Below are 26,874 nucleotides of genomic sequence, written 5' to 3' on the forward strand. Positions count from 1 at the left end.
AAGGATGGCTTAAGTTACAAGCCATCCTGGAAGGCTACGATTTAGCAAAATCTCTTGAGTCAGACTTGTGATCAAGAGACAGCTTTTTAGTGCCTTTTTTTGTTTATTTTTTAATTTTTTTAAAATTAATCTCTTGAAAACAATTTTACCGTCCATATATAGTTAAGTAGGACGCCTGATGGGTCCTAAATTAAACTTAAATAATTGAAATTTATATTATTAATTAAACTTTGCTTGAGCTTGTTCAATAGAAAAGCACATGCAAAATATCGCTTAAATATGAGGATATTATTATGCGTACAGTAGACTTATCACCACTTTATCGTTCATTTATCGGCTTCGAACATTTAGCATCACTTATGGATGCGGCAGCTAATACAGATAAGCAGCCAAGTTTTCCTCCTTACAACATAGAAGCACTCGATAAAGACAAATACAGAATCACTATGGCCGTTGCCGGCTTTAGCGATAACGAATTAACCATTGAGTCAGAAAATAACACATTAAAAGTTACAGGTACTAAAGCAAATAAAGATGAAAACGCAGAGCGTAAATTTATTCATCAAGGTATTGCTGAGCGTAACTTTGAACGTAAATTCCAGTTAGGAGATCACGTAAAAGTACTCGGCGCAGATTTAGCCAATGGCTTACTAAGTATTGACTTAGAACGTGAAATCCCTGAAGCGCTAAAACCACGTAAAATTGAAATTGGTAATAGCAATCTAATAGAAGGTAAATAATCTTCTAAAGTACATATTCCCCTGATTACTTAGCCGCCTCATTCGAGGCGGCTTTTTGTTTACAGCGCTTCTAAATTATTAAGGTAGTAGGTTGCTTGTTGCAGCGTTTGTTCTTGGAGTGTTTTTTCTTGTTTATCCCAGTTTTTATATACCATACCAATACGTAGGTTCTTTTCTAGCTTGTTTCTGTGTTTATTCATGAAATGCCAGTACAGGCTATTTAGCGGGCAAGCTTTATCACCTACTTTTTGTTTAACATCGTACTGACAGCTTTTGCAGTAATCGCTCATCTTATTAATGTAGTTACCGCTTGCAGCATAAGGTTTAGTCGCAATTATTCCATCATCGGCAAACTGGCTCATTCCTCGGGTGTTGGGCATCTCTACCCACTCTATGGCATCGATATAAACACCTAGGTACCAGTTATCTACGTCATCAGGGTTTATTCCTGTAAGCATGCAAAAGTTTCCAATAACCATTAGGCGTTGAATATGGTGGGCATAAGCGGTTTCAAGGCTTTGTTTTAATGAGTGGCTTAGGCAATTCATTTTTGTTGAGCTGTGCCAAAAATAAGATGGTAGTGTGTTTTTGGCTTGTAGTTGATTTTTAACAGCGTAGTCGGGCATGTTAATCCAATAAATGGCACGTACATATTCTCTCCAACCTAATATTTGCCTAGTAAAGCCCTCTACTTGCGAGAGGGATATTTCACTGGGTCTTTGTTCGTATTCTCTTATTACACGTTTGATTACATATAACGGGTGGAGTATTTTTGCGTTTAGGGCAAACGATAATCGGCTATGGTACAAGCTGGTATTATTTTTACTTTGATCTGTCATCGCATCTTGAAAGTGACCAAAGCAACTAAGTAAATGCTCGCAAAAGTATTCGAGAGATTCAATGGCTTGTTTACGCGTTGTTGGCCACTCTAGTTTCTGATCGGCTATTTCGCCAAAGTAAACGATCTTGTGCTTATTTAAGCGAGAAATGATGCTCTTGACATTATTATTGAATAGCTTAGGTTTTGGTATACACGCTAAGTCAGCTTTGGAAAATTTATTACGATTATTACTGTCAAAATTCCATTTGCCACCGGTTGGCTTAGTATCATCAACTAATATATTAAACTGCTTACGCATAGCACGATAGAAGTGCTCCATTGTCACATGCTTGTTTTTTGTAAAGCGTGTTTTTATATCGGTGAACGGTAATAAAAAATGTTCAGTATCTGTGGCAATTACATCAAATGAGCCATCACTTTTAAACTTAGCTAATTGGGACTTAAGCCTAAACTCATCAGGGTATTGATATTCAATAGTTTCGCATTGGTATTTATCGGAAATTCGCTTGAGTAATTCAATTAAGTCTTTGTCGTCAGCGGTATCGTCAAGTGTTAAATGCAAAACATCAAAACCTGCCGTTTTTAATGCAGTTGCAAAGTTTTCCATAGCATTAAAAAAAGCACACAGTTTTTGAATGTGATGCTTAACGTAGTCGGTTTCTTGTTTTAGTTCTGCGATCAGATAAAGCGTGTCGTCGTCTTTTTGTTTGTACCATGAATGAGATGGGTTTAACTGATCACCTAGTATTAGTCTGAGTGTTTTGTGATTGGTCATAGTAAAGCCAAATTTTTTTATACGGACGTATTTAATTAAACGATCGTTTTACTATTTAACTACGAATGAATAGAGTAAAAAGGCTTAACCGATTATCAAGGCAATAAAGGCGTGTTGGACCATGGTGTGAAAATGAGTTTAATTAAGGAGGAGGTTACGTAAGTTAAATTGCCACCCCTAAAAATTGTATATTTAAATTTTATTACTTTGCTCTTGCTGCATTTTTTGTTGTAACGAAACCACATTAGATACTTTAAATAAAACATTGCCGGCAAAGCTTTCAAAATATCTGAGCGCTTTTTTCCAAGCAAGTTGGCTCTCAGCATTAAAGTGTTTACCAAGGTGCTCCTTAAGAGTTTCGTAAAAAGCGTCAGATAAAATTGCAATGTCACCTTGTGAAACACTGCTATTTTTTAGGTACATTAAATGATGTGCTAAAAAAGGAGCTACCGATGCCGGCTTATCTAAATGTTTAACAATTCGTTCTAGCACACAAAAAAGGGTAAAACTCTTTTCGTTAAATTGTAAGGCTGTTGGGTAATTCATCTCAATGCTAGATTCAGCTAATTTACTGTGAAATCGAGCCGTGAATGCATGAAAATTTGGCTTAATAATTGTTAAGTTATTTAACAATGCTGATTGTTGTTGATTCATTTTTTATCTCTCTGCAGTGAGTAATAACTATTATTATCAAGTGGCATAAAATTGATTATAGCGGGCAGTTAAAATTCTGCACGTTTTTTTAGTGTTAAAGTATGGGTTTTAGTTATATCAATTTATTTTCTAGTAAATTGTAAGCATCTAGAAGGTACTAAGGTAGCTCAAATTTAGTTTGTTTGATTCTCACTCAAAAATAGTAAGCTGCAATATTTAGCATTTTGACGATGAACATTTTATAAAACTGACTGATTACTTATGTTACTAACACATACATTAAATTAGCATCTTGACGAATTGGAAATTTTATAAACTAATTGCGTATTATAGTTGCTAATTAGCCCACACATCCTTATAATAGCGGCCATTGTTTAGCGTGTTGTATAACAGCTAACAGCGATATTAAATTTAAGGTTTGATATCTATTGGCGCGGGATGGAGCAGTCTGGTAGCTCGTCGGGCTCATAACCCGAAGGTCGTCGGTTCAAATCCGGCTCCCGCAACCAATTCTACTAGTAGGTATTACCTTACTAATTTATATCGCGCATTCTAAGTAATGCGCGTTTTGCGTTTTAGGCTATGTAGTTTAATTAGGTCAGTTTACTGACTCGCAACCAAGCTTGGCCCTCGGCCACACAGTTTTATGCTTTATTGGTGTGACGCCCCGCTTGGTTCGGGGCGTTGTTGTATCTGCACCTTACGATTTGTGGCAATTGCTATCAAATTAAAATTTAAACTCAGTATTTTAGGGCTATAAGCCCTTTTTTTGTTTGTATGGAGGATTTTCGTGACAAAACTTGAACAAGATTTAGTAACCATGTTAACGCCTGCGGTAGAAATGTTAGGCTTTGAGTTGCATGGTCTTGAATTTGTACAAGCGGGTCGCCATTCTACCTTAAGAGTATATATTGCTCATGAGGATGGGATCTCAGTTGATAACTGTGCGGATGCCAGTCGCCAAATTAGTGCGATTTTAGACGTCGAAGACCCAATTACAAATGAATATGATTTGGAAGTATCGTCTCCTGGTGTTGATCGTCTATTATTCAAACAAGATCACTACGAGCAGGCGCAAGGAGAGGAAGTACGCGTGCGTACTAAACTTCCACAGGATGGTCGTCGTAATTTTAAAGGCGACTTAGTAGCAGTTAGCAGCGATATGATCACACTATCTAGCGATGGTGCAGAGCATCTGATCATGCTTAGTAACATCGAACGTGCGAATTTAATCGCGAAGTTTTAAATTCGAGTGCGAAGGAATAGGGCAAGCGAGGCATTACCCATGGCAAAAGAGATATTATTGGTTGCTGAAGCCGTTTCCAATGAGAAAGCGGTTCCAAAAGAAAAGATTTTTGAAGCTCTAGAGTTCGCTCTAGCGACAGCGACAAAGAAAAAACACGATGGCGAAATTGAAGTACGTGTAGCAATTGACCGTAAAACCGGTGATTACGATACGTTCCGTCGCTGGCAAATTGCCGCTGTATTAGAAGATGGTTCTTTAGAGAACCCATACAGCGAAATCACTCTAGAAGCAGCACAGGTTGAAGAACCTGATTTGCAAATGGGTGATTATGTTGAAGAGCAAATCGACTCAATCAAATTTGACCGTATTACAACACAAATGGCTAAGCAAGTTATCGTACAAAAAGTACGTGAAGCTGAGCGCGCTTTAGTTGTTGAAGCATACAAAGATCAAGAAGGCGAGCTGGTAACGGGTGTTGTTAAAAAAGCAACTCGCGATGCAATCGTACTTGATTTAGGTAACAACGCAGAAGCGGTAATTTACCGTGATGACATGTTGCCACGTGAAAACTTCCGCCCGGGTGATCGAATCCGTGGTCTTTTATATGAAGTTAAACCTGAAGCACGCGGTGCACAATTATTTGTAACGCGCTCTAAACCTGAAATGCTAATGGAATTATTCCGCATTGAGGTGCCAGAAATTGGCGAAGAGATGATTGAGTTACGTGCAGCTGCACGTGATCCAGGTTCACGCGCTAAAATTGCTGTTAAATCTAACGACAAACGCATTGATCCAATTGGTGCATGTGTTGGTATGCGTGGCGCACGAGTTCAAGCTGTATCGTCTGAGCTTGGTGGTGAACGTGTTGATATCGTACTTTACGATGACAACCCAGCACAATTTGTTATCAATGCAATGGCGCCAGCAGAAGTTGCTTCAATCGTAATGGATGAAGACACTCACTCAATGGATATCGCTGTAGAAGCCGATAACCTAGCACAAGCAATTGGTCGTAATGGTCAGAATGTTCGTTTAGCAAGCCAATTAACTGGCTGGGAACTAAACGTAATGACTGTTGAAGACATGCGTACCAAAAATGAAGCTGAATCTGATAAGTTACTTAACTTATTCACTGAAAATTTAGATATAGATGATGAGTTTGCATCATTACTTATTAACGAAGGTTTCTCGACACTTGAAGAAGTGGCGTATGTACCTGCGTCTGAATTTTTAGAAATTGATGGTCTTGATGAAGAGACTGTAGATTTATTGCGTTCACGCGCAAAAGATGCATTGACAACTAAAGCACTTAAAACGGAAGAAAGCTTAGATGGCGCAGAGCCAGCTGAAGACTTACTTGCGCTTGAAGGCTTAGAGCGTCACTTAGCATTTGTTATGGCAAGCAAAGGTGTTGTTACACTTGAAGACTTGGCAGAGCAAGGTATTGACGAATTAGTTGATATCACAGAACTTTCATCTGAAAAAGCGGGTGAACTGATTATGGCTGCACGAAACATTTGTTGGTTTGCAGACGAGTAATTTATTAACGGAGGTATTACACACTATGGCAGAAGTAAATGTTGAAAAACTAGCCGGCGATATAGGTACAACTGTTGATAAATTGCTACAGCAGTTTTCACAAGCAGGTATCACTAAGCAAGCAACTGATAACGTAACAGAAGCTGAAAAAGCAACGTTACTTGATCATTTAAGCAAGCATCATGGTGGTACAGGTTCAGATGGCCCAGCGCGTATGACTTTACAACGTAAGAGCAAAAGCACATTAAGTGTGACTGGTTCTACGGGTAAAGCTAAAGATGTTCAAGTTGAAGTTCGTAAAACACGTACCTACGTGAAGAAAAGCGCAATGGAGCAAGAACAAGAGCAAGCACGCTTAGCCGCTGAAGAAAAAGCCCGTCTTGAACAGCAACAAAAAGCTGAACAAGAAGCCGCAGAATTAAAAGCGAAACAAGAGGCAGAACGTAAAGCGAAAGAAGAAGCTGACCGTAAAGCCAAAGAAGAAGCTAAACGCAAAGCTGATGCAGAGCGTAAAGCGAAACAAAAGCAGATGACCCCAGAGCAAAGTGCTAAGTCTGAGAAAGATCGCATAGAAGCTGAGCGTCTGCAAAAAGAAGCAGAAGAGGCCGCATTGAAGAAAGCTGAAGAAGAAGCGAAACGTCAAGCAGAAGAGGCAAGAAAGCTAGCTGAAGAGAATTCAGCACGCTGGAAGAAAGAAGAAGAAGAACGTAAGAAACGCGAAGAAACAGCGGATCACCATCTTACGACTTCAACTTATGCACGTGAAGCAGAAGATGTTGCCGATGCTCGTGATGAGCAAGGCACTCGCCGTGCTAAGAAAAAGAAAAAAGCGCCAGCAAAAGATAAATTTGCAGCGTCAAGAGGCCGTAACAAGTCTAAATTAAAAGCACCAGCATCGCTGCAGCATGGTTTCCAAAAACCAACTGTTGATGTTAAAAATGAAGTGCGTATTAGCGAAACAATTACAGTAGCTGAGCTTGCATCACGCATGGCTGTTAAAGGCGCTGAAGTTGTTAAAACAATGATGAAAATGGGTGACATGGTTACTATTAACCAAGTGATCGACCAAGAAGCTGCACAACTAGTTGCAGAAGAAATGGGTCACAAGGTTATCATTGTTAAAGAAAACGAATTAGAGCAAACAGTACTTAACGACCGCCATGAAGATGGTAAGTCAGAGCCTCGTGCTCCAGTAGTAACTGTAATGGGTCACGTTGACCATGGTAAAACATCGACTCTAGATTACATTCGTTCTGCGAAGGTTGCTTCTGGCGAAGCCGGTGGTATTACACAGCATATTGGTGCATACCATGTTGATGTAAACGGCAATATGATTACCTTCTTAGATACTCCAGGACATGCTGCATTTACATCAATGCGTGCTCGTGGTGCTAAAGCGACAGATATCGTAATCTTAGTGGTTGCAGCAGATGATGGTGTTATGCCACAAACTAAAGAAGCGGTACAGCACGCACGTGCAGCTGGCGTTCCTTTAATCATTGCTGTAAACAAAATGGATAAAGAAGGCGCAGATCCAGATCGCGTTAAAAACGAACTAGCTCAGCTAGACGTTATCCCTGAAGAATGGGGCGGCGATACGCAGTACGTTCATATCTCAGCTAAAACTGGTCTAGGTATTGATGACCTTCTTGAAGCCGTACTTATGCAATCTGAGCTTTTAGAGCTTTCTGCCCCTACCGAAGGTATGGCTGNCTGCAGGTGTTGTTATTGAATCTCGTCTTGATAAAGGCCGCGGTCCAGTTGCATCAGTACTTGTTCAATCTGGTACGCTTAACCAAGGTGACATTGTATTATGTGGTCTTGAGTATGGCCGTGTTCGTGCAATGCGCGATGAAAACGGTAAAGACATCAAGTCGGCAGGTCCATCGATTCCAGTAGAGATTTTAGGTCTTTCTGGTATTCCAGCTGCGGGCGACGAAGCAACTGTAGTTAAAGATGAGCGTAAAGCGCGTGAAGTTGCTTTATACCGTCAAGGTAAATTCCGCGATGTTAAACTAGCACGTCAGCAAAAAGCTAAGCTTGAAAACATGTTTACCAACATGACTGAAGGTGATGTTTCTGAAGTTAACGTGGTACTTAAAGCAGACGTTCAAGGTTCTATCGAAGCAATCTCTGATTCACTAACTAAACTTTCTACTGATGAAGTAAAAGTGAAGATTGTAGGTTCAGGTGTGGGTGGTATTACTGAGACTGATGCGACACTAGCTGCAGCGTCTAACGCAATTGTAGTTGGCTTTAACGTTCGTGCTGATGCTTCTGCTCGTAAAGTGATTGATACTGAAAACTTAGACCTTCGTTATTACAGCGTAATTTATGCCTTAATCGAAGAAGTTAAGCAAGCCATGTCAGGCATGTTAGCACCTGAGTTTAAACAAGAAATCATTGGTCTTGCTCAAGTTCGTGACGTATTCAAGTCTCCAAAAATTGGCGCAATCGCTGGTTGTATGGTTACTGAAGGTGTTATTAAACGTAGCGCTCCAATCCGTGTACTACGTGAAAACGTGGTTATCTATGAAGGTGAACTTGAGTCACTTCGTCGCTTTAAAGACGATGTTGCTGATGTTCGTAACGGCATGGAATGTGGTATCGGCGTTAAGAACTACAATGACGTACGTGTTGGTGACCAAATCGAAGTATTTGAAACAGTTGAAGTACAACGTACTCTTTAATTGTTAGCTCGCTAAACTAATAAATGGGGGCTTAGCCCCCATTTGTGTATCCATTATTTAATTAGCTTATTATTAAATTTCAATAAGTTATGATTTTAGGACAAATGCAATGAGAGAATTTTCTCGCACTGATCGTGTTGCACAGCAAATCCAAAAAGAAATTGCTGTAATTTTACAACGCGAAATTAAAGATCCACGCTTAGGTATGGTGACAGTGTCAGCGGTAGAAGTATCGCGTGATTTATCTTATGCCAAAATTTTCATCACTGTGTTTAACACACAAGATGAAGATGCAGCAAAGCAAAGCGCAAAAGTACTTAATGAAGCAACGGGTTATATTCGCTCGTTACTTGGTAAGCGTATTCGTGCTCGTATAATGCCTGAGTTAAAGTTTGTAGTTGATAATTCACTGATGGAAGGTATGCGTATTTCTAATTTAGTGGATTCTATTATCCGCGAAGATAACGCAAAGCATGTCGATGAAGATGTAGAAAGTGTTGATGCTGATATTTCAGATAGTGAACAAAGTACTAAGCACGTAGAAGATACAGATAGCGAAGAAGGCACTGATACAGATGGCAAAGCGCAGTAAAGGCCGTGCAGTTGACGGTATTTTGTTGTTAAACAAACCGCAAGGCATTTCATCAAATAAAGCTCTGCAGCAAGCGAAAGGTGTTTATTTTGCACAAAAAGCTGGCCACACTGGGGCTTTAGACCCGCTTGCTACAGGTATGCTGCCAATTTGTTTTGGTGAGGCGACTAAGTTTACGCAGTTTCTACTTGATACAGATAAAACTTATATCGTTCGTGCAAAACTGGGTGAGCGTACAACGACATCAGATTCTGATGGCGAAATTGTTAGCACTAAAGATGTGAACGTAACGCGTGAACAGCTAACAAAAGAAATAGCTGCTTTTGTTGGAGAGTCAGATCAATATCCATCAATGTACTCAGCACTTAAGTATCAAGGTAGACCATTATATAAGTACGCACGAGAGGGTATTGAAGTCCCTCGTAAATGCAGAAAAATAAATGTGTTTAGCTTATCGTTTGACGAATTTGATGAACAAAACAACGTATTACAAATGACGGCTCATGTATCAAAAGGGACGTATATTCGTACAATCGTTGATGATTTGGGCGAAAACCTAGGGTGTGGCGCACACGTTATAATGCTTCACAGAACTGCTGTTGGTCAGTATCCGGCAGATAAAATGGTTTCGCTTGATGAAATTGAAGCGTTGCTTGCTAAAGCGAAAGCAGAAGAGCTTGCGCCTTCTACTTATTTAGACTCGTTGTTATTACCTATAGACACTGCTTTAACTGATTTACCTGTTATTGAAATTTCGAAAGAGCAGGGCAAAGTATTTAGTCATGGGCAAGCAGTCGAGTTACCTGAAGCTTTACCTGAGGGGGCAATTAAAGTTGTTGCGGATGGTGTGTTTATTGGTACTGGCGAGCGCAACTCAAATGGTCATTTAAAGGTTAAACGTGGTCTTGCTAGCCAGCAAGATGATTACGTAAAGCCTGAATAAGCAATTAGTGTGCCCAGCAGTGGCTTATTAGTTGTAGATGGGAATAATTAACTTGTAGTTATTCCCACAGTTGGTAGAATACGCCGGCTTAATCGTTTTGGCTGAATTAGTGATCGGCTAAGACACCTTTTAAATTTAATTTTTGGAGTTACTATGTCACTAAGCAATCAAGAAAAAATCGATATCATTGCTAAATTTGCACGTGCAGAAGGCGATACAGGTTCATCAGAAGTACAAGTAGCATTACTTACTTATGATATCAACAAGCTTCAAGGTCACTTTGCTGATCACAAGCATGACTTCCACTCACGTCGTGGTCTGCTTCGTAAAGTAAGCACTCGCCGTAAACTACTTGATTACCTTAAAGGTAAAGATATCACTAGTTATACTGCACTAATCAAAGAACTTGGCCTACGTCGTTAAGAACTAGATTATAGAAATGGGAGCTTTTTAGCTCCTTTTTTTGTGCCTAAAATTTGTGTTTTAAAATAAAACAAATATATAAACTTATTGAATTATATTGTAAAACTCCTATTTCATAGCTTATCAAGCATCGTTGTATTTACCCACTCATTAGCCCAGCTTAAATCTAGTCGTTAGATTGAACAAATTTCAATCCGCAAAGATCAACACACCCTAGACTCGCATTTTGAAGTAGCTTTGGTATATACTATGCGCGTAGATAAAAAGGTTTATCTACGCTTATTCACATCATTGCCAATTGTAGTACTTAATTGATTTCCAACTGAATACAATTATGTACTGTAATTGGTACTTTGATGACAACTTATTAGAATACATTTAAGGAATATTTTAAGTGCAAGCAATTATTAAAGAATTCAAACTAGGTCAACATACAGTGACTCTAGAAACTGGTGCAATCGCTCGTCAAGCAGACGGCGCTGTACTTGCAAGCATTGGCGACACTTCAGTTTTAGTAACTGTTGTTGGTAAGCGTGAAGCACAACCTGGTCAAGACTTTTTTCCACTAACCGTTAACTACCAAGAGCGTATGTACGCTGCTGGTCGTATCCCTGGTGGTTTCTTAAAGCGTGAAGGCCGTCCTAACGATGGCGAAACTCTTATTGCACGTCTTATTGACCGTCCAATTCGTCCACTTTTCCCAAGCGGCTTTGTAAACGAAGTACAAGTTATTGCTACTGTTGTTTCTGTTAACCCTGAAATCCAACCTGATATGGTTGCGATGATTGGTACTTCAGCAGCACTTGCTATCTCTGGTATCCCATTCAGTGGTCCAATTGGTGCATCTCGTGTTGGTTACATCAACGGCGAATACGTACTTAACCCTACATTAAAAGAGCTTGAAGAAAGCCAACTTGATTTAGTGGTAGCCGGTACTGATAAAGCGGTACTTATGGTTGAATCAGAAGCTAACGTACTTGCAGAAGACGTAATGCTTGGCGCTGTTGTATATGGTCATGAGCAATCTCAAGCGATCATTACTGCAATCGAAGAATTTAAAGCGCAAGCAGGCAAGCCTACTTGGGATTGGACTGCACCAGCTAAAAACGTTGCACTAGAAGATAAAGTAGCAACTATTGCTGCTGAAAAAGTAGGCGCAGCTTACTTAATCACTGATAAAGTAGCGCGTAAAGAAGCTCTTGGTGAAGCTAAAGATGAAGTTGTTGCAGTATTAACAGCTGGACTTGCTGAAGGCGAGTCTTTAGACAAGCAAGAAATTGGCAAAATCTTCGGTTCACTTGAGAAGAAAATCGTTCGTGGCCGTATCGCTGCTGGCGAAAAACGTATCGATGGTCGTGAACCAGATATGATTCGTGCACTAGACGTAATGACTGGCGTATTACCGCGTACTCACGGTTCTGCTATCTTTACACGTGGTGAAACTCAAGCGTTAGTAACAGCGACACTTGGTACAGAACGTGATTCACAGTTAATCGACGATTTAACTGGTACTCATAAAAACCACTTTATGCTTAACTACAACTTCCCTCCATTCTGTGTAGGTGAAACTGGTTTTGTTGGTTCTCCTAAGCGTCGTGAAATCGGCCATGGTAACCTTGCTAAGCGTGGTATTTCAGCTGTAATGCCTACACTTACTGAGTTCCCTTACTCAATCCGTGTAGTATCTGAAATTACTGAATCAAACGGTTCTTCTTCAATGGCGTCTGTTTGTGGTACTTCTCTAGCACTTATGAACGCGGGTGTACCAATTAAAGCATCTGTTGCTGGTATTGCGATGGGTCTAGTTAAAGAAGACGATAAATTCGTTGTTCTTTCTGACATTTTAGGTGATGAAGATCACTTAGGTGACATGGACTTTAAAGTTGCCGGTACTGCTGCAGGTATTACTGCACTTCAAATGGATATCAAAATCGAAGGTATCACTCAAGAAATCATGCAAATTGCGCTTAAACAAGCAAAAGCTGCACGTTTACATATCTTAGAAGTGATGGATGAAGCGATTTCTGCTCCTTCTGAAGAGCTATCAATGTTTGCTCCTCGTATCTACACGATGAAAATCCCACAGAAGAAAATCGCTGAAGTTATTGGTAAAGGTGGCGCAACTATTCGTCAACTTACTGAAGAAACTGGTACAACGATTGAAATCGGTGACGACGGTACAATCAAAATTGCCGCTACAGATGGCGAAAGTGCAGCTAATGCCATTAGCCGTATTGAGCAATTAACAGCTGAACTTGAAGTAGGTACTATCTACGAAGGTAAAGTTGTACGTATTGTTGACTTCGGTGCATTTGTAAACATTCTTCCAGGTAAAGATGGTCTAGTACATATTTCTCAAATTAGTACTGAGCGCGTTAACAACGTGGCTGATCACCTTTCTGAAGGTCAAGAAGTTAAAGTTAAAGTACTAGAAGTAGATCGCCAAGGCCGTGTACGTCTAAGTATTAAAGAAGCAATGGAATCAGCAGCACCAGCTGTTGACGCGCCAACTGACGCGTAATTGCTAACTTATTAATCTAGTTATATTAGCTAGATGATAAAAAAGGGGCTGTTTAGCCCCTTTTTTTATGCTTTAATGAAACCTTATTGGACAAGGTCTGTCTTATATTAATCGCGATATATCTTGGTATTAAGGATTTTAATGATACTCAAACATTTAGCTTTGGCATCTTTTGCTATTTTGTCTTTAAGCGCTTGCCAAACTACAACCGAATCAGAACCAACCCCGATTGTTAATGTGCCATTTACTGCACCTTTAGCTTCTGACTTTAGAAGTGAAATTGCCATTGCACGCTACTCAGAGTTATTGAATAGAGCTGATTTAAGCGAAGAGCAACAAGCTAAGCTTTATTATGACCGTGGTGTACTTTTTGATAGTTTAGGTATGACCACTCTTTCGCGTATTGATTTTAACCGCGCAGTAAAGCTTAAACCTGATTTAGCTGAAGTATATAACTTTCTAGGTATTCAACATACGCTTATGCAGCAATACGAAAAAGCCTATGAGTTTTTTGATTCAGCCCTTGAGCTTGATGAAGAGCATGAATATGCTTATTTAAATAGAGGCATAGCCCTTTATTACGGTGATAGAGCAGGTCTTGCTAAAAACGACTTTGATGAGTTTTTAGCCCGCTCTCCAAATGATCCATACCGTGTTTTATGGGTTTACTTAGCCAGTGCACAAGAAGATAAAGCAGCAGCGCTTGAATCACTTAAAACTAATGCAACAGCACTTGATGAATCGCAATGGGCGTATCAGTTAATTTCTCTTTATACGGGGGATATGACTGAGTATGCATTTTTATCTGGCATTAGTGATGGTGTTAGAACCGAGCAAGAATATGCGCAGCGTTTATGTGAAGCTTATTTTTACTTAGCCAAAATGCATCAAGCAGCTGGTGAGCTGTATTTAGCATCAGACTACTTTAGGCTTGCGCTAGCAACTAATGTACACGAGTTTATTGAGTACAAATATGCGCGTTTAGAGCTTGAGTTGATGCAAGGTGTTGACGCAAGTTAAGCGTTTTAAATTAATAGGTGTATTACTATGTTGTTTGTTAATTACAGGCTCGAGTAATCACCTAGGCGCTATTGGCTTTTGGCATGTTTTAAACGCAAAAGCTAATGTGCTACAAAGTTATTGGAAATCACCTGGTTATTTTTCTGATCACTTAGAGCAGTTACCAAATACCTCTTTAGCTATACTTGCCCGCAGTAAAATTTCTTCAGCCCAATATATGTATTCTCTTAAGCTTATTAAAAACAGTCAGAGCGATACTGCAAAACAATTTTGGCTCACAGCATTAAATGACTTAACAATCCCAGAGCGTAAAATATTAGCAACAAAGTTACTTGAGCACTCACGTTGGGGGGATTTAAAACTACTCGCTAGTAAAAACAAATTACCAGCAGGGGATGTGCTAAATCATCTAAAACTTCAGTTAAAAACACCACAGAGTAACGTATCTAGTGAGTTTATCCACGCTCTCGGTTTTTCATCTTTAATAAATATAAGTAAACCTAATAAGCAATGTATGTTTAACGTACTGACTATGAGCGATCATCGTAGTGGCTTATATAAACTCACCGAGTTTATTAATGTTTATAATAAACAGCCAGAGCCCCGTGAAAATATTTTTTGCTTTTCAAAACCAGTTTACGTTGCAGGTATGCTTGAGTGTAAAAGTAGCACTAATCAAATAGCAAAGTGTGACTGGCAATCAGCTAAACTCAATAACCAGCTTCCTAACAATTTTGATTTTATAGTAATGATGCCAAAAGATGGAACGGCTAATGTTACTAAAGGAACAATGCTAATAAACTCAAAAGCAAAATACAGTGTGTTTTTGCATGAGTTGATGCATTTTAACGGTTTTGAAGATGAATATGCTTTGCCTAAAACTAAACAAGCATGGTTGTGTGCAAAAACGGGTTTTGTGGCACCTAATTTATTTATTTCTCATGATGAGTCGCCCCCAATAGGCTGGCATAAAGCAAAGAGTTGCCAGATAGGTGGTGTTGCATATAAACCTAGTGAAAATTGGTCTATTATGCAATATCAGCAGTTAGGGCTCTCGGCGCAGTATAGAGAGATTTGGTTGAAGCATTTAGATATGACCAATGGTAATTCTTATCGCCACTCCAGCGCGCTTACATTTGCAAATAAGGCCATATTAAATTAACAATTATCAGTATTAATTAATTGTTTTTGTAGGCTTAATAAATTGTTAGTTCATGTTTAAAAAACACCCATACAGAACCGCTTTTTATAGACAAAATCAGTGTTTTTCAGTATAACTATAGTCATTAATGTCGTTTAAAAACAGGCAGTAAAAGCATCCCTTAGTATTAAAAAGAGATGCCCTGATAAACTTATGATTATAAAAGGCCCTACATTATGACTTTGCTCTGGATACCCTTGTTATCCTTAATTGGCAGTGTTATTTCTGCATGCACAGGTAAGTTATCCCGCAATTTAAGCACTAGCTTAACGGCTCTTGCGCCTTTAACGGCTTTGGGAATAACTTTATACCATGCACCTGCAGTTTTAGCGGGCGAAACCATTCGTTACTCTTTCGCTTGGATCCCGTCAATAGGGCTCGACCTATCTCTGCGGTTAGACGGCCTCAGTTTATTGTTTATGTTTATGATTTTAGGCATAGGCCTGCTCGTTATCCTCTACACGCGTTACTACCTCAGTGCCAACGACTCAATGGCTAAGTTATATAGTTATTTAATGCTGTTTATGACCGCTATGCTTGGCATTGTTATGTCTAACAATGTTATTCAGCTGTGGTTGTTTTGGGAATTAACGAGCATCAGCTCATTTTTATTAATTAGTTTTTGGTGGCATAAGTCTGAAGCGCGAAAGGGTGCTCGTATGGCACTTGCTGTAACAGGCGCGGGCGGCTTAGCGTTACTTGCAGGCTTAATGCTATTAGGTGATATTGTTGGTAGTTATGACCTAGATGTTATCCTAGCGAGTAAAGCAATAATTCAATCTCACGATTTATACGAAGTAGCATTAGTATTGGTGCTATTGGGTGCGTTTACTAAATCGGCACAATTTCCTTTTCATTTTTGGCTTCCTCATGCAATGGCAGCGCCTACACCAGTGAGCGCGTATTTACATTCTGCAACCATGGTAAAAGCCGGTATATTTTTGTTAGCACGTTTTCATCCGGCTTTAGCTGGCACCAATACGTGGTTCTTACTTGTTGGATTAACAGGTTTAGCTACGCTGTTGTTTGGTGCTTATATAGCGTTATTCAAACACGATTTAAAAGGACTGTTAGCCTACTCAACAATAAGCCATTTGGGTTTAATAACGCTATTACTCGGGCTTGATACTGAGCTTGCGACTGTTGCTGCTATATTTCATATAATTAACCATGCAACGTTTAAAGCGTCGTTATTTATGGCCGTTGGTATTATCGATCATGAAACGGGCACGCGTGATATGCGTAAATTAAATGGCATGTGGCGATACTTACCTTACACAGCAACACTTGCAATGGTCGCGGCAGCGGCAATGGCTGGCGTTCCGCTACTTAATGGTTTCTTATCGAAAGAAATGTTCTTTGCAGAAACACTGCATCAACAAGTGCTTGGTTCTATGTCGTGGTTAATTCCAGTATTGGCAACTGTTGCAGGTGCTTTCGCTGTAGCGTACTCAGCCCGCTTTATTCACGACGTATTTTTTAATGGCGACCCGATTGATTTACCTCGAACGCCGCATGAACCACCACGCTATATGCGTGTACCAATAGAAATACTCGTTGTGATTTGTTTATTAGTGGGCATGTTCCCGCACTTTACAATTGACGGTATTTTATCTGCGGCATCTTTAGCTGTACTTGGAAAAGAAATGCCAGTGTACGAATTAGCTATCTGGCATGGGTTTAACTTACCTCTACTTATGAGTGCAATGGCGATTGCTGGCGGCTTATTTATTTACATTAATCGTAAATATCTATTTCAATTTCAAGCATCACTACCACCTCTCAATGCTAAAAAAACCTTTGAACGTGTAATTTTAAGTATCGTTGCTTGGTGTCAATCAAAGGTAAATAGTACAGAAAATGGTTCCCTACAGCGCTATCTTGTAATTATGTTAGCAGTAGTACTACTGTGTGCGGGTTGGCCATTATTTGAAATGCAACAGCTTGCCGGTAGCATGCCACTTACGCCGGTTGATGTGCACAATGCAATTGGAGCTGGCTTGTTGATTATTGGTGCACTTGCTACCGTTATTTGGCATCGCTCTCGAATGGTATCGTTGTTAATGCTCTCAATTGTAGGGTTAATGGTGTCGGTTGTATTTACACGTTTTTCTGCACCTGATTTAGCACTTACACAACTAACCGTTGAGGTTGTTACTATTATTTTACTTATGCTGGCATTGTTTTTTTTACCGCAGCATACGCCAAAAGAATCAAGTTCGTTACGCGTACTTCGAGACTTAGGCATAGCTTCTACGCTAGGTGTAGTTATAGCGAGTATTTGTTATGCATTACTTACACGTCCATTAGATTCAATTTCAGACTTCTTTATTGCTAACGCTAAGATTGGTGGCGGTGGTACTAACGTAGTTAACGTTATTTTGGTCGACTTTAGGGGCTTTGATACGCTTGGCGAAATTACCGTATTAGGTATTGCCGCATTAGGTATATTTAAAGTACTTTCTCGAATCCCATTATTTATGCCTGCAAGTGACAGTGAAGGGCGCCCATGGGCTAAAGAGCGTCACCCAATATTACTGGCGAGTATTTCACAAAGTTTATTGCCGCTTGCCTTATTGGTTTCTGCGTATATTTTCTTACGTGGGCATAACTTACCTGGTGGTGGTTTTATTGCTGGGTTAGTAACATCAATCGCGTTTATTTTGCAATACATGGCGCATGGTACGGCATGGATTAACGAACGTTTTGATGTTAATTATCGCAAAATTATAGCTTCAGGCATTGGTATTTCTTTGTTTACAGGTGTGGGTAGTTGGTTCTTTGATAAGCCATTTTTAACAACTTGGTTTGACTACTTTGATATTCCGTTTGTCGGTAAAACAGAGCTTGCCAGCGCGATTGCATTTGACCTAGGTGTTTACTTAACAGTTGTAGGCGCTACGTTAATGATTTTAGCAAGCTTAGGTAATATGACAGCAGATACCCAGAAAAAAGAGGTAAATATTTAATGGAATTATTGTACGCATCTTGCGTTGGAGTATTGGTCAGTTGCGGTGTGTTTTTACTGCTGAGAGCTCGTACATTCCCTGTAGTACTTGGGCTTACTATGATTTCATACGCTGTTAACTTATTTTTGTTTTCAGCAGGTCGTCTCACTATTAATAAAGCAGTAGTGCTTGGCACAGGATCAGATTATGCAGATCCTCTACCTCAAGCTTTAGTGCTTACCGCTATTGTAATCGGCTTTGCGATGACCGCATTTGTGGTTATTTTGGCAATACGTGGGCGCGCCGATTTAGGTAGTGACCATGTTGATGGTTATGTGCCTAATACCTCTGCAGATAATAAGGAGCAAAAATGATCCAACATTTAGCTTCGCTACCTATTTTATTACCTATGCTGACGGCAGTTATTTTATTACTGCCGCCGTGTGGTAAAAGCGTCAAAATTCGCCGCTTAGTTTCAATTGTAATGGCAATAGCTACTTTTGCCATTAGTGTGCTTTTACTGGTACATATTAATAATACGGGTATTAATGTTTACGCTATTGGTAATTGGTCTGCACCATTTGGGATAGTCTTAGTTGCTGATATGTTATCTACCTTATTAGTTACGTTAACTTCACTTTTAGGTTTGGGCGCTATTTTATATGGTAGTGCTGGCGATGATGAAAAGGGCAGCTTTTATCATCCACTTGTCCACTTTTTAATATTGGGTGTAAATGGCGCGTTTTTAACGGGCGATTTATTTAACCTATTTGTATTTTTTGAAGTGTTACTGATTGCATCCTATGCATTGTTAATGCATGCAGGTGATAAACAAAACACTCGTGCTGCACTGCAATATGTAATATTGAATTTAGTTGGCTCAAGCGTGTTTTTAATCGGTTTGGGTATTTTGTACGGTGTACTTGGTACGCTTAATATTGCAGATATGGCGCAAAAAGTATCCGAGCTTACGGGCGATGATGTATACCTAGCAAAGGCTGGTGGTTTATTACTACTCATTGTATTTGCATTAAAGGGCGCATTATTACCTCTGCATTTATGGCTTCCAAATACATATTCAAGCGCTAAACCTGTGGTTGCTGCATTATTTGCGATTATGACCAAGGTAGGCGTTTACGCTATGCTTCGTGTTTACACTGTGATATTTGGCGAACAAGCAGGGGCGCTTGAACATATGGCGCAGCCTTGGCTTTGGGGCTTAGCAATTGCCACGATTATAGTGGGTGCTATTGGTGTTATGGCAGCGCAAGACTTACGTAAACTCACTTCTAACTTAGTATTGGTATCAGTGGGAACGTTGGTTGCGCTAATCGCATTACAAAATGTAAATGCCACTGCTGCACTTTTATATTATTTAGTTCATTCAACACTTGTTAGTGCCGCACTATTTTTATTAGCAGATTTAGTTTCAATCCAGCGCGGTAAAGTTGGCGACAGGCTAGTAGCAGGTCGCTGCGTTAAACAACCATTTTTATTAGGTGTGTGCTTTATTGTTGCGGCTTTAACAGTAGTTGGTATGCCGCCACTATCAGGCTTTGTAGGTAAAATTTGGATACTTAAAGCCACATTAAATAGTGAGCAAGCTTTACTATTTTGGCCTGTATATTTAGTAACAAGCTTTGCGTTATTAGTAGCGCTTTCGCGTGCCGGCACGACCTTATTTTGGGAGCATAAAAGTAAAAAAAGCGAAAACGCAGATGGTGCAAATGCACACCCGTTGCAGGTAACTGTAATTATAGGTTTACTTGCTTGTTCGCCATTGCTCGTTATTTTTGGCGGGCCAATAAGTGACTACATGCTAGGTGCTGCTACTCAGTTACATGATATAAGCGGCGGTATTAATGCTGTACTTAAAGGAGGCATGTGATGAGATTACAAGCCCGTTTTCGTTGGTTACCAACACCATTTCGTAGCCTGTTTTTGTTTATGGTATGGTTGTTGTTAAATAATAGCGTGTCGGTAGGACACTTAGTACTAGCGACTATTTTTGCTATATTTATACCCCTATTAAGCTTTTCACTTCGCGAACCTCAACCGCTTATTTTAAGGCCTGGACTAGCATTAAAGCAGTTACTTATAGTGCTTTACGATATTATTGTTGCAAATCTACAGGTGGCTTTGCTTATACTTGGGCCATCTAAAAACTTACGCCCGGCCTTTATAAAAGTACCGATTGATTTAACTCATGATATGCCAATTACTATATTGGCCAGTAGTGTATCGCTTACACCCGGTACAGTGAGCGCAGAGGTTTATCCAATTGCAGAATCGTTACCTGAAGGTGAAGAGCCAACACAACGTTACTTACTAATACATGTGCTTGACCTTAAAGATGAAGAAGCACTTATCAAACAAATAAAACAACGCTACGAAGCTCCACTGAAGGAGATATTTCAATGTTAGACACCGTATTACTCATTGTTTTTTCGATGATTGGCTTATCATTATTGCTTAATTTATGGCGATTGATTATTGGTCCGTCAGTGCCTGACCGTGTTTTAGCGCTCGATACAATGTACATAAATGTTATTGCACTGATTATTTTATACAGTATAAGTATGGACACAGGGCTTTACTTTGAAGCAGCACTGCTTATTGCCATGCTTGGTTTTATAAGTACAGTTGCAGTGTGTAAGTATTTACTACGCGGCGATATAATTGAATAAGGTGAAAACATGATCAGCGAATGGGTTGTATCAATACTATTGTTATTTGGTGGTACGTTTATTTTAATTGGCTCGATAGGCTTAATTAAACTGCCTGACTTTTTTATGCGTTTGCATGGACCAACAAAGGCAACAACGTTAGGTATGGCAAGTATGTTAATCGCAGCTATGGTTTATTTTGTAAATTCAGGCCATGGACTCAGTGTTAGAGAAATACTCATTACTATATTTTTACTCATTACGGCGCCGATTAGTGGTTACATGCTAATAAAATCAGCTATTCATCATAAGCTAAAAGCTAAAGAAGGCACTAAAGGTCTCGATAATGTAGAGGACGATTAACGCAAATGCGCACTAATAAAAGGCCGAATAAACGCGATTTATTCGGCCTTTTTAATGATTACCTGTCCCCTTTACAATACTAATTAATCATGTGACTATAAAACGATTATTTATATTAAAGGATATTATTATGGGTAAGGTACTACTTTTATCATTACTGATTTTTTCTAGCAGTTTATATGCTGAGCAAAATACAAAACAGCAAAAAATAGATGAACTTATTAGTGTAATGAACTTAGATTCAATGGTTGATTCTATGTACGGCCAGGTTGAAGGTATGATGAAAGGTATGTCTGATCAAATGGGTGTTAAGCCTTCTGAACAGGCAATTTTTGATAAATACTATGGTGACATGACGACGGTATTAAAAACCGAAATGAGCTGGGCCAAAATGCAGCCGATGATGATTAGCGTGTACGACAAACATTTTAGTGAGCAAGAGATTGCTGATATGTTAGCATTTTATAAGACAGATACCGGGCAAAAAATACTTGAAAAAATGCCTGTTGTAATGCAAGAGTCTATGCAAATGTCTCAAAGCTTAATGAAAGATGCCATGCCTAAAATACAAACTTTAGCGCAGCAGCTAAGCGACGAATTAGAGCAAAGCCGTAGCGAATCAAACTAGGGCATGTAGATCTTTGTGGATTGAATTTATTCAATCCAAGGAAGATTAAATTGCGGCGCGAGGTTTGTAACCTAGTGAGCTCGGTAACTGCTCCTGCGTTACCCTACAGGCTTACATTCATGTATGAATAAGCAAAAACCGAGCAAAGCTTCCGCGTCCTGCTCACGCCCCTGATCTTCATCCATGTAGGCAACAAAGAGTTAATCGTCCCTAGAGGGAACCCAAAGGGCAGCGCATGTTTGGTATTTGTGTTGCGTTATCGCCAACTTATGGGGAATAACCACATAAATAGGCTCTGCCTTGCCTAAAGACCAAACAGTCTGCTGTAAGTTAAACCACTAATGTTCAACAGGCCCTTAGATTAATACGCGCCTTACTTAGGCGCTTCTCTCCTGAATTCACCCCTCCTGATAATACGCGCCGGTATCAGCTTAAGTTAATTCTGTTTGTGTCATTATGCCGATGATCAATAATACTTAATCATTTTGATATACGAGTGCGTGGAAGCAAGGCAATTAGTGATAACAACTAAATAATAAAATCTTTGCCTTGTTATCAACACGATTTTATTCTCTCAAACAGGTCACTTAATTAAGCGAATTGGTATTATTTTATTAGCTTTAAAATAGTCATTGACCTATGTGTTGCACCTAGGTTTATTATGAAGCCACTGAAACACGACGGAGCCAAATTATGTATGTTAAACAACTCGCCAAGTTAATGGGCGTGACTGCCGATACTGTTCGTCATTACACGCGTGTTGGGTTACTTAATCCAATACGCAGTGAAGAAAATGGCTATCAAGAATATACAAAGCAAGACCAGCAGCGTTTAAAGTTTATTATTAGCTCTCGTCAACTTGGTTTTTCACTCAAAGATATTCAACACATTATAGGCGAGTCAGAGCAGGGAAATTGTCCTTGTCCTTTAACACGCAAACTCATTACTAAACGCCTAGAAGAAACCGAAGCACTATTTCAAGAAACATTAAAGCTACGAAACAGAATGCATGCAGCCCTTGAGCAATGGGATACATCAGCCGATGGTGAAAATGCCAGTGACGTGTGTAGTTTAATAGAATCTTTTGTTGATCCAATAAACGATTCCGTAAATAAGGAGCAGCGTAATGACGACTAATACAAAAGACACCGCGCAAAACTTTATTATTGAAGGCGCTAATTGCGGCAGTTGTGTAGCCAAAATTGAAAAAGCCCTTAATAGCGTGCAAGGTGCGCAAAACGTGGAAATGAACTTTGCTGAGCGTACTGTACGCGTAGAAGGTAAAGCTGACGAAAGTACGCTTATTAAAGCAGTTGAAAACATTGGTTATTCAGCCAAACCGATGAGTAACGAGTCTGATCAAGATGCACTTGATGAAAAAGCAAAGTCGGACGAGGCACATTACAAAAAGCTAATGCGTAATATGATATTAGCGTTAGGAGTCGGTGCGCCGTTAATGATATACGGGCTTATTTTTGACATGAGTGTGACCACCGATACACAACGAATAGCATGGTTTTTAGTGGGTATAGTCACGCTTGTGGTTATGGCTATATCAGGTAAACAATTTTACAACGGTGCATGGCAGGCATTCAAAAACCATGCTGCCAATATGGATACTTTAATAGCACTTGGTACAGGTACTGCGTGGTTGTACTCAATGTTTGTCGTAATAGCGCCAAACTTATTACCACAAGTCGCAAGACACGTATATTTTGAAGCATCATCGATGATCATCGGTTTAATTAGTTTAGGGCTCGCTTTTGAAGTAAAAGCACGTGGGCGCACCTCACAAGCAATTAAACGCTTAATTGGCCTGCAACCAAAAACTGCACGCGTAATTCGTGGTGGCGAAGAGCAAGACATCGACATTAGTGATGTTGTAAAAAATGATGAAGTACGCGTACGCCCGGGTGAAAAAATCCCTGTGGATGGCGATGTTATTGAAGGCAGCAGTACGGTTGATGAGTCAATGCTTACTGGTGAGCCAATGGCCGTCCGCAAAAAAACGGGCGATAAAGTCGTTGCCGGAAGTATTAATAAAAGTGGTACTTTATTATTTAAAGCCACGCACATAGGTAGCGAAACCACACTTGCCAATATTATCAATATGGTAAAGCGTGCACAAAACTCTAAGCCATCAATAGGGCGCTTAGCCGATGTTATATCAGGAATATTTGTACCAACAGTCATGATTATTGCGGTACTTGCAGGGCTTGCATGGTTAAACTTTGGACCTGAGCCATCAATTGCTTATGCCGTTGTTGCAGTAACTACGGTACTTATTATCGCTTGTCCTTGTGCGTTAGGACTCGCAACCCCTATGTCGGTTATGGTGGGTATTGGTAAAGCCGCTGAGTCAGGGATATTAATTCGAAATGGTGAGTCGCTGCAAACGACATCTAAAATCACCACCATGATTTTAGATAAAACAGGCACTATTACTCAAGGCACACCGCAAGTTACCGATGTAGTTACCTTTAACAACAGTGATGAAAATACAGTAATGCAACTTGTTGCAAGCCTGGAAAGTAGCTCAGAGCATCCACTGGCTGAAGCAATTACTGCATACGCTAAAAAGCAGGGCTTAACTTTAAGTAAAGTAGCCGATTTTGATGCAATTACAGGTAAAGGTGTAGCCGGCAGTGTTGACGGGCAAACATTGTTGTTTGGTAATAAAGCGCTAATGGATAAATACGATGTAGCCGTTGATGATGCAACCGAGCAAGCTCAAACACTTGCCAGTGATGCTAAAACGCCCATGTATTTTGCAAGTAATAATAAGCTCCAAGCTATTATTGCAGTAGCAGATCCTATCAAAGAGGATTCAGTTGAAGCGATTAAACGCCTGCAAGATAAAGGTATCCACTTAGTTATGCTAACAGGTGACAACAAAGCCACTGCACAAGCCGTTGCTAAGCAAGTTGGTATTGATGACTTTATTGCAGAAGTAATGCCCGATGACAAAGTAAACGAAGTAACAAAGCGCCAAGCAAACGGTGAAATAGTGGGTATGACAGGTGACGGTATTAACGATGCTCCCGCACTTGCGCAAGCCGATGTAGGGTTTGCAATTGGCACAGGTACCGATGTTGCAATAGAAAGTGCAGACATTACCTTAATGCGTGGTTCGTTACATGGACTTGCTGATGCAATTGCAGTGAGTAATGCAACTATTTCAAATATTAAACAAAACCTATTTGGTGCCTTTATTTATAACGTGGCGGGTATTCCGATTGCAGCCGGCGTGTTGTATCCATTTTTTGGAATACTACTTAACCCTGTTGTTGCAGGTGCAGCTATGGCACTTTCATCGCTTACAGTGGTAAGTAACGCTAATCGCTTACGTTTTTTCAAACCAAATAAATCGTAATTTAAGCTAAGGAGTACATTATGTTGATGATTAATATAGGTGGTGCACTGTTAATAGCCGCAATTATTTATTGGTTTTGGCTATACAAACCAGAGCAAACACAAAGTGAAGACAACAAAGTAACGATAGTTGTTGATAACGGTGTTTATAAGCCAGGACATATTAAAGTGGCAGCCAACAAAGAGGTTCTACTTACCTTTGATAGAAAAGACAGCGCGCCGTGCGCCGAAACAGTGGTATTTCCCCAGCTTGATATAAGTAAAACTCTAGCAATGGGTGATGGCAATACAGTTAAACTACCTGCGCTTGAAGCCGGTGAGTATGACTTTCATTGCCAAATGCAAATGTATAAGGGCAAGCTAGTTGCTCAGTAACCTGATGTAATGGTCTCCTCCCTATACGGCATCTATGTGCCATGATTAAGGTGGTTACAATAATCAAAGGGAGAAGACCAAAATGAAGATTACAACAATTGGTTTAGACATAGCAAAAAGATTTTTCCATGTGGTGTGCTGCAATGAACAAGGGCGCTTAGTTAAAAAGAAAATGTTAAAGCGTGCGCAAGTGTTATCTTTTTTCCAACAACACACTACGTGTTTAGTTGCTTTAGAGGCCTGTGCAACTTCTCATTTTTGGGCTCGAGAAATCAGAAAATGTGGTCATCAGATAAAGCTTATTCCACCTCAGCATGTAAAAGCCTTCTTAGTTGGCAATAAAAATGATTATAACGATGCTTTAGCAATTAGCGTTGCTTCAAAACAACATCATATTAAGAGTGTCTGTATAAAATCAGTTGAGCAACAAGATAACCAAGCACAGCACAAAGCGAGAGAATTAGCGGTCAGACAAAGAACGGCACTATGCAATCAAATCCGAGGCTTAACTGCTGAATACGGAATTATTTTAAATCAGGGTATAAACACAATACGCAAAAGTATCCCCCTAATTTTAGAAGATGAAAATACCGGATTATCAGGCGCATTTAAAGCGGTACTAAAGCAGTTAGAAACACAATTGAGTAACTTAGACAGCTGCATTGAAACTTACAGTACATTAATAGTTGAAACAGCAAAAAATAATGATATTTGCCAACGGATCCAAACAATACCTGGATTTGGTCCTATGGTATCAAGCGCCTATTTCAATGAAGTTGGAAATGGCAGTAACTATAAAAGAGGCCGCGATGTTTCAGCGTCTTTAGGTATCGTTCCGCGTCAACACAGTAGTGGCGGGAAAGATACTTTACTTGGGATAAGTAAGCGAGGAAATAGCTACTTAAGGTGCCTGTTGATCCAAGGAGCAAAAGCGGTTGTCTCAAGAGCAAAAACGAAGAATGATAAATTAAGTCAATGGATAAACCGACTGGTTCAAACTCGAGGGCATAATCGAGCATGTGTAGCTTATGCCAACAAGATGGCGAGAATGGCTTGGGCTATTAGCGCTTCAGGTGAGAGTTACTCACCCGTATAAATACTCTTCAAAGAATTGCGTAAGTGGCTAAAACGATGACATAACAGGTCAAACCTGCATATTGAAAACCTATAGAGTTCAGTGGTAGTAAATACCGATAACCTGATCAGGACAATATGCGCGGATTACATCAAGGTCAGAAGTAATAATCTTCACTAAAAGACCGTATATATGACAGCAAACCTGTCCCTGCTATCGTTGAATGACACCTTGCAATACTGGAGGAGACCATATATGAACT

Annotated in this window: 22 protein-coding genes, 1 tRNA gene and 1 pseudogene; 22 read left to right on the plus strand and 2 right to left on the minus strand. The window is 39.8% G+C overall.

Annotated features, from left to right (window positions below):
• The first annotated feature begins 293 nt into the window (after nt 1-293).
• A complete protein-coding gene (locus L655_RS0121920) occupies nt 294-740 on the plus strand; it encodes an Hsp20 family protein (RefSeq protein WP_024595972.1) in 447 nt (148 codons plus the stop codon).
• A gap of 59 nt (nt 741-799) precedes the next feature.
• Here the strand turns inward: L655_RS0121920 and L655_RS0121925 are convergent, their stop codons facing one another.
• Both L655_RS0121925 and L655_RS0121930 read right to left on the minus strand, forming a co-directional pair.
• A complete protein-coding gene (locus tag L655_RS0121925) occupies nt 800-2,356 on the minus strand; it encodes a cryptochrome/photolyase family protein (protein WP_024606288.1) in 1,557 nt (518 codons plus the stop codon).
• 192 nt (nt 2,357-2,548) lie between these two features.
• Complete coding sequence (locus tag L655_RS0121930; RefSeq protein WP_024606289.1) at nt 2,549-3,010, minus strand: globin; 462 nt, start codon at nt 3,008-3,010, stop codon at nt 2,549-2,551.
• 432 nt (nt 3,011-3,442) lie between these two features.
• On the opposite strand from L655_RS0121930, the gene L655_RS0121935 reads away from it, so the two are divergent.
• The 21 genes and pseudogenes from L655_RS0121935 (at nt 3,443) to L655_RS0122035 (ending at nt 26,633) form a co-directional block, all read left to right on the plus strand.
• A tRNA-Met gene (locus tag L655_RS0121935) sits at nt 3,443-3,519 on the plus strand.
• 281 nt (nt 3,520-3,800) lie between these two features.
• Nucleotides 3,801-4,256, plus strand: coding sequence for a ribosome maturation factor RimP (gene rimP, locus L655_RS0121940; RefSeq protein WP_002958482.1), 456 nt, complete (start codon nt 3,801-3,803; stop codon nt 4,254-4,256).
• A 39-nt stretch (nt 4,257-4,295) separates the two neighbouring features.
• Entirely contained in the window at nt 4,296-5,795 is a 1,500-nt protein-coding gene (nusA, locus tag L655_RS0121945) for a transcription termination factor NusA (RefSeq protein ID WP_002958483.1), read from the plus strand.
• A 25-nt stretch (nt 5,796-5,820) separates the two neighbouring features.
• Nucleotides 5,821-8,485, plus strand: a pseudogene (gene infB, locus L655_RS01000000126040) (translation initiation factor IF-2).
• 109 nt (nt 8,486-8,594) lie between these two features.
• Complete coding sequence (rbfA, locus tag L655_RS0121955; RefSeq protein WP_002958487.1) at nt 8,595-9,077, plus strand: 30S ribosome-binding factor RbfA; 483 nt, start codon at nt 8,595-8,597, stop codon at nt 9,075-9,077.
• The gene (gene truB / locus L655_RS0121960) at nt 9,061-10,020 is read left to right on the plus strand and encodes a tRNA pseudouridine(55) synthase TruB (RefSeq protein WP_024606290.1); all 960 of its coding nucleotides are present in this window, start codon (nt 9,061-9,063) and stop codon (nt 10,018-10,020) included. Before rbfA ends, truB begins: the two co-directional genes overlap by 17 nt.
• A 153-nt stretch (nt 10,021-10,173) precedes the next feature.
• Complete coding sequence (rpsO, locus tag L655_RS0121965; protein ID WP_002958490.1) at nt 10,174-10,443, plus strand: 30S ribosomal protein S15; 270 nt, start codon at nt 10,174-10,176, stop codon at nt 10,441-10,443.
• Nucleotides 10,444-10,837: 394 nt separating this feature from the next.
• Complete coding sequence (gene pnp, locus L655_RS0121970; protein ID WP_024606291.1) at nt 10,838-12,964, plus strand: polyribonucleotide nucleotidyltransferase; 2,127 nt, start codon at nt 10,838-10,840, stop codon at nt 12,962-12,964.
• Between the two features lie 141 nt (nt 12,965-13,105).
• On the plus strand, nt 13,106-13,984 hold the full coding sequence (gene nlpI, locus L655_RS0121975; RefSeq protein ID WP_024606292.1) for a lipoprotein NlpI: 879 nt from the start codon (nt 13,106-13,108) through the stop codon (nt 13,982-13,984).
• Nucleotides 13,971-15,146 carry a hypothetical protein gene (locus L655_RS0121980; RefSeq protein WP_024606293.1) on the plus strand — a complete coding sequence of 392 codons (1,176 nt, stop codon included), beginning with the start codon at nt 13,971-13,973 and terminating at the stop codon, nt 15,144-15,146. Before nlpI ends, L655_RS0121980 begins: the two co-directional genes overlap by 14 nt.
• 215 nt (nt 15,147-15,361) lie before the next feature.
• A complete protein-coding gene (locus tag L655_RS0121985) occupies nt 15,362-18,154 on the plus strand; it encodes a monovalent cation/H+ antiporter subunit A (RefSeq protein ID WP_024606294.1) in 2,793 nt (930 codons plus the stop codon).
• Nucleotides 18,154-18,507, plus strand: coding sequence for a Na+/H+ antiporter subunit C (locus L655_RS0121990; RefSeq protein WP_024598206.1), 354 nt, complete (start codon nt 18,154-18,156; stop codon nt 18,505-18,507). Before L655_RS0121985 ends, L655_RS0121990 begins: the two co-directional genes overlap by 1 nt.
• On the plus strand, nt 18,504-20,021 hold the full coding sequence (locus L655_RS0121995; protein ID WP_024606295.1) for a monovalent cation/H+ antiporter subunit D: 1,518 nt from the start codon (nt 18,504-18,506) through the stop codon (nt 20,019-20,021). Before L655_RS0121990 ends, L655_RS0121995 begins: the two co-directional genes overlap by 4 nt.
• Nucleotides 20,021-20,557, plus strand: coding sequence for a Na+/H+ antiporter subunit E (locus L655_RS0122000; protein WP_024598208.1), 537 nt, complete (start codon nt 20,021-20,023; stop codon nt 20,555-20,557). Before L655_RS0121995 ends, L655_RS0122000 begins: the two co-directional genes overlap by 1 nt.
• Nucleotides 20,551-20,820 (plus strand): K+/H+ antiporter subunit F, encoded by a 270-nt coding sequence (locus L655_RS0122005; RefSeq protein ID WP_007378493.1) that lies wholly within the window; start codon nt 20,551-20,553, stop codon nt 20,818-20,820. The genes L655_RS0122000 and L655_RS0122005 overlap by 7 nt, the downstream gene beginning before the upstream one ends.
• Before the next feature lie 9 nt (nt 20,821-20,829).
• On the plus strand, nt 20,830-21,162 hold the full coding sequence (locus tag L655_RS0122010; protein ID WP_024598209.1) for a Na+/H+ antiporter subunit G: 333 nt from the start codon (nt 20,830-20,832) through the stop codon (nt 21,160-21,162).
• Nucleotides 21,163-21,292: 130 nt separating this feature from the next.
• Complete coding sequence (locus L655_RS0122015; protein WP_024598210.1) at nt 21,293-21,790, plus strand: DUF2059 domain-containing protein; 498 nt, start codon at nt 21,293-21,295, stop codon at nt 21,788-21,790.
• A gap of 693 nt (nt 21,791-22,483) precedes the next feature.
• Nucleotides 22,484-22,927 carry a MerR family transcriptional regulator gene (locus tag L655_RS0122020; protein WP_024606296.1) on the plus strand — a complete coding sequence of 148 codons (444 nt, stop codon included), beginning with the start codon at nt 22,484-22,486 and terminating at the stop codon, nt 22,925-22,927.
• Complete coding sequence (locus L655_RS0122025) at nt 22,917-25,163, plus strand: heavy metal translocating P-type ATPase (RefSeq protein WP_024606297.1); 2,247 nt, start codon at nt 22,917-22,919, stop codon at nt 25,161-25,163. The genes L655_RS0122020 and L655_RS0122025 overlap by 11 nt, the downstream gene beginning before the upstream one ends.
• A 20-nt stretch (nt 25,164-25,183) precedes the next feature.
• Nucleotides 25,184-25,537, plus strand: a complete 354-nt coding sequence (locus tag L655_RS0122030; RefSeq protein ID WP_024606298.1) for a cupredoxin domain-containing protein — start codon at nt 25,184-25,186, stop codon at nt 25,535-25,537.
• Between the two features lie 82 nt (nt 25,538-25,619).
• Nucleotides 25,620-26,633, plus strand: a complete 1,014-nt coding sequence (locus tag L655_RS0122035; protein ID WP_024605561.1) for an IS110 family transposase — start codon at nt 25,620-25,622, stop codon at nt 26,631-26,633.
• Nucleotides 26,634-26,874: the final 241 nt, after the last annotated feature.

The organism is Pseudoalteromonas sp. TAE79 (assembly GCF_000498015.1).
GTDB lineage: Bacteria > Pseudomonadota > Gammaproteobacteria > Enterobacterales > Alteromonadaceae > Pseudoalteromonas.